The organism is Macrococcus sp. S115 (genome assembly GCF_030067655.1).
Classification (GTDB): domain Bacteria; phylum Bacillota; class Bacilli; order Staphylococcales; family Staphylococcaceae; genus Macrococcoides; species Macrococcoides psychrotolerans.
The window spans coordinates 1-5,041 of the sequence record NZ_JASJES010000016.1; the positions used below are offsets into that span (position 1 = coordinate 1).

Annotated in this window: 4 protein-coding genes; all 4 read right to left on the reverse strand. The window is 31.8% G+C overall.

The window, feature by feature from the left end; translation table 11 throughout:
• Positions 1-1,322 precede the first annotated feature (1,322 nt).
• Positions 1,323-2,765, reverse strand: a complete 1,443-nt coding sequence (locus QNJ52_RS11410) for a relaxase/mobilization nuclease domain-containing protein (RefSeq protein ID WP_283722643.1) — start codon at positions 2,763-2,765, stop codon at positions 1,323-1,325.
• On the reverse strand, positions 2,747-3,136 hold the full coding sequence (locus tag QNJ52_RS11415) for a plasmid mobilization protein (RefSeq protein WP_283722645.1): 390 nt from the start codon (positions 3,134-3,136) through the stop codon (positions 2,747-2,749). The genes QNJ52_RS11410 and QNJ52_RS11415 overlap by 19 nt, the downstream gene beginning before the upstream one ends.
• Positions 3,137-3,693: 557 nt before the next feature.
• Positions 3,694-4,098 carry a hypothetical protein gene (locus tag QNJ52_RS11420; RefSeq protein WP_283722646.1) on the reverse strand — a complete coding sequence of 135 codons (405 nt, stop codon included), beginning with the start codon at positions 4,096-4,098 and terminating at the stop codon, positions 3,694-3,696.
• Positions 4,099-4,317: 219 nt separating this feature from the next.
• On the reverse strand, positions 4,318-4,887 hold the full coding sequence (locus tag QNJ52_RS11425; protein ID WP_283722647.1) for a GumC domain-containing protein: 570 nt from the start codon (positions 4,885-4,887) through the stop codon (positions 4,318-4,320).
• Positions 4,888-5,041: the final 154 nt, after the last annotated feature.

Here is a 5,041-nt window from a genome sequence, read left to right on the forward strand (position 1 = left end):
AAAAAAAAAATCAAAAAACTTTCAGTTTTGACTTGCAAAGTATTTTACAGAGGCATAGACTAAAAAAAAGCATAAAAAAATAACCGGCTCCTCTTTTGTGTTGACAGCACAAAAACAGGATTCGATGTGTGTATTGACAGTACACTCATCTAACCGATTAATTAAATATATAATATCACAATTTACCTTAGAGTAAACAACATTATAATTTAAATAATCGACTTACATGAGAAGAAGCTCTACACACCAACGTGTGTAGAGCTTTTTATTTTTTTAGCTACGTATTACATATCAAATTAAATATGGCTGATAAGCGTAATCTTTCGACAAATTACGTCAATAGCCCCCGATGAAGTGTGATAGAGCTTCGAGCAGTCGACTGAGAATCTATCCGTTAAATGTGTACTGAATGAGAGTTATGTACGATTTTACGTCAAATGGTGACTACGGCCATCTCTCAAACGGTAGGGGAAAGGGGTATGCTGAGCCGACTTATTCGGGGGCATATCAAGAAACTAAACGATAGGCACATCAAGTACTGCGTAAACAGTAGCAAAAAAACTACGTGCTAAGCGAGGTCGGTTGAGCTTACTCGCTATAGAAAATCAAATAGAGCCACCTAATAATGATCGTATAGTTCTGAGGATCAGCCATCAGATAAAACTTGATATGAGTCAAGCAACGGGATAAGTCTGCGCAAAAACGTAGCTTCGCTGCGCTTGCTAGTAGTTGAAAAAAAATATAAAGTCCTTCCCTAAAAATCACAGGAGGTACTATTCTAGAGCATGTGTTTTTAAGGGATGAATTATATAAAAAATAAGTGATAAATTTATTTCATTTTGTTTTTCCTGGGGAAACCTAGCAGAAATGAATATGAAGTTGTTGGTAACTTTTCGATCTTTAAAAGTTATCAATGACTTCGTATGAATGATTGCTCCCGACTCGACGAAGGAGAGGCGAATGATTATTTTTACTGAATATTCCAAAAATTTTGCATACTTTATTTTTTGGTTATAGTGCAGCATCATGTGCTAAGTATTCTATAATTTATGAATCTTTTATTTTAAGAAGAATAAAGAGAAGCTTAATATGATGATAATCAAACAAATATAAGTAAATTTTTTGGAATAATTAAAAAATGCAAATGATCCAATAAGTAAAGATACGCCTATTAGTAGATCTTTATTAAATTCTTCTATAATACCTTTGTTAAATAAAATAGAACTTAAATAATATAAGATTAACATAATCAGTATAGGAGTGAATATTATTTTTTTAGAAGTGCTCAAACAAATCGCCACCTTTTAATTTTCTGAATTTTCTTATAATATATCATATATTTTTTTATTTTCTATTTTATTTTTTTTAGAGTTTGTTATTATTATTCTATGCTCAGCTTTATATTCATCTAAAACATCTTGCTTTTCAGCAATCTTTTCGACTTGTTCTTTGAAAGAATGTCCGAAATCAGCGTTAAATTTACCTTCTAGCAATTTATTTTTAGGGGAAGTGTAGATTTCAAATTCAAATTCTCTATCTATTGTTGATAGATTATGATGATACCTAAAACCATTAATATTTTTAGAAATTTCTCTGTAAGGTTTGAATTCGTTTGTATTTTTGTTATAGACGACCATTTCTCTGAATTCACTGTCATAGCTCAATCCACGAGATTGTAAGTAGTCGCTTAATGCCAGTTGTTTTTTCATTTCTTCTTCTTTTTTGAGATATTCTCCAAATGGATCGGGTGGAATAGATTTATTTTCTTCTTTTTGAATAAAAATATCGTTTTTAACGTCAATTTTAACTTCTTTTTCATCTTTTTTAATAAAATCTTTTCTTTTTCGTTCAACTTCCATAGGTTCAACAAAACCACTTTGTTTTTTAGCTGTTTTTAGCTCATTTAAGCCTATTTCAGTCTCAAACAGATCTTCCTGTCCTTTTTCTTTTATATTTTCTTTATGGCGCTCTATCGTACTTAAAATACGTTCAGCTGAATATTTTTTTCCTAAACTTTTTTGCTTATTTACTCTCTTTTTGCCATCTTCGTCTGTAAAACCATAAGAATATAACGTTTCATCTCTTTTTTTAACGTATCTTTCTCTTACGTCTACACCTAGTTTCAATAGATTTTCTTTAAATTCAGCGATATTATCCTTTGTTTCTGAATAGTTTTCGAGTGTCTTGTCTAGAGCAGTTGAAATACGTTCTTTTAAATCATCTTTCCACACGTATTTGCCTTCAGCACGACGTTTTTTCTCCGTAAGCGTAACAATATCTTCTTTCTGCTTATCAATCGTCTCAAGTCCACGTTCTACTAATATTTGATCGCTTATTTTTTCAACCTCAAATTTTTCATAATGAAGTGTATATTTCTTTCCTGTATCACAATTTACTGAATTAAAGATAATGTGATTATGATAATTCCCTGTATTTCCGTGTGTGTAGACGACAGCCTGAAAACCGTCTCCTAATCGTTCGTTTAATCTTTCGGCAGTTTCAAAGCCAATCTCATTGACTTCTTCAGCACTTAATTCAGTGCCTTTAAATGATTGAATAATCGTTCGTGCCTGTATATCTTCGTTGTCATTCATTGCTTTACGGTGTACACATCTTACAACGTCAAATTGGTATTCAGCATTTGAGGGATCACAGTTTAACCCTCTCATAGCGACACATTTATCCTCACCTTTATCTTTTCCGTCTCTTGCGTATTTAATCGATGCTGTAGCGTTGCGAGAGGGTGCTACTTTAGTGTAAGCCATATGTCATTAACCCCTTTGTTGATTTCTTCAAATTTTGCTGTCTGCTGTTCTAATTTCTTTATATCGTCGAGCACTTCAGAAGGAGCAAGTATCAAGCTTTTTTTAATCTGATTGAGTGCTTTTGTGGATTGATTGATATTATGGCCAATTCTTTGTACTTGATCGGTGAGTTTGCGTAGATTAGGCACAACTTCTTTTGCAACTTCATTCGACAATTTCGGCTGATGAATTCTGCCCTCAATTGCCCTTATTTTCAAATACTCGCTTAATTTCATGTTCGCACTTTCAGCAATGCTCACCATCAGCTCGTATTCTTCTTCATTCACTCGAAAAGAAACAATCTTTGATTTTTTCTTTTTTTTATCGCTCATCTGTAGTCCCTACTTTCTTAAAATTGTTCATTTCATTCACATTTTTAATCAATTAGTGCCTAGTGATCTTGAAATTATTTGCTATGAATCATCGCTATTCGCTCAGATACATTTCGCAATTTCTGTAGAAGAAAATCATCACTATTCGTTCAGATTTCTTTCAACAGAATCATTTCAAAATCACAATAACGAAAATATCTAATATTCTAATGTGATAAATTATCTTACGATAATTATACCAAAATTATGAACTGTTAGATATTTTTAGCAAGCAGTGTTTTTGTATACATTTGCTTCGCAAAGTCTACTCCAACTCTCTTGCAAGGTGAAATACTTTCCCCTTGACCCCTTGAAGTGCAAATAAACATTTCTTCGAAATATTTATCCTTTAATTCATTAAAAATTATAAAATGGTTATTCTCCATTTTTGATTTTTAATGAACTGTTTAAAATCTAAAAAAGAAAGTGAGTTACTCCCACTCACTCTCTTTTTAGATTTTAAACAAAATAAAAATGCTAATGATTTTATCATCAGCATTTTTAACACGGCGAAACATTTAATTCTTTGATTTAAATGTTTCCACCCATTTTGTAAAATTACTCAAATCAGAAATTTTTGGATAACCTTGACTATGGTCAATATTATCTGCCGTTTCTCTTAAACGACCAACAACCTTTTTATACGCATTCAACAAGCGATCATATTCTTCATTATTTGATGATGGCGCCTTATTTAATTGATCTTTTCTTATAATCGTATAATTCTCTTTAAATTGTTTTAAAGTAATCGGCTTACTATCTTCATTGCGTGGATAATCATCTTGAAATACTTCTTTTAATGATTTAAATTGGCGAGCTTTTTCTTCTTTGATTTCTTGTAACGCTTCTTTTTGTGCTTTTAAAGCTTTACGATATTTTCGTTCAGCAGGTGTCAGTAATTCTTCATTCTTTTTATCTGTCATAAATGCTCTCCTCAAATAAAAATTTTAGATTAATAAATATTCAGTTTATGAAAGCGTGATTTTCAGAAAAACACTGTTAAATCAAGGGATGTATATTTTCTGTATAAATCAGCATTTTTATGATCATGTCGAAATACATAAGTATCAAGGGTTTGGAGGATTTCTAAAGTTGACATAATGAAAGATTATCGGAAGTAAAACTGAATATCTTATTCATTTCTATCTTCTGAAAAACCTCGAGAATATCGACTTATTTTCTTCTTTCGGCAGATCTTTCTCTGTCTGGACTTGTTTTTCAGCTACAGGATCGGATTTTACTTCACTTAATTCTAGTTTTAATGATTCAAACTTCTTTTCTGCCATCTCTACACGTCGATTCGCGTCTAATTGAAGGGATTGTTGTTGAGAGATTAAATTCTGAGCTTCTCTCAGACGATCATTTGACTGATTTAACTGATTTTCAAGACTAATGATGTACTTTTCCAGGCTCTCGATATGTCTATCTTTATCATGGAGACGTAGAAGATAATTTTCATATGTTTCTGTATTCTGATGATCGTCCCTTTTATTTTCTGTAACTTTTGAGAAGTTTACTGGATTTTCACCCTTATACGTCCCAGTTTCAATCAAATTTTGAACGAGTAGGTTAAAATCATCATCATCGATGGCAGTCGCAGATTTATTATTTATTGTGAGTGGAATGGTCTTGAGCTCTAATTTTTTAATTCTCTTAAGTATTGTGGGATGAGAACACCCAGTTTCTTTACAAATTTCTTTTACCGTCTTCAAAAAATTCCACTCCCATTTATCGAAAGTCGATTGAAAGTGTCTTTCAATCGACTTTCAATCCAGAGATACCTATATTATAGGCTTTTTCAAAGGACTTTCAAACCACTTTCAATCCATTTTCAATCGGATTTCTGACAAATTGATCTATTTCAGT

Coding starts and splice junctions, on each gene's coding strand:
- QNJ52_RS11415 (WP_283722645.1), bottom strand. CDS start 3,136: ATGAGCGATAAAAAAAAGAAAAAATCAAAGATTGTTTCTTTTCGAGTG.
- QNJ52_RS11410 (WP_283722643.1), bottom strand. CDS start 2,765: ATGGCTTACACTAAAGTAGCACCCTCTCGCAACGCTACAGCATCGATT.
- QNJ52_RS11420 (WP_283722646.1), bottom strand. CDS start 4,098: ATGACAGATAAAAAGAATGAAGAATTACTGACACCTGCTGAACGAAAA.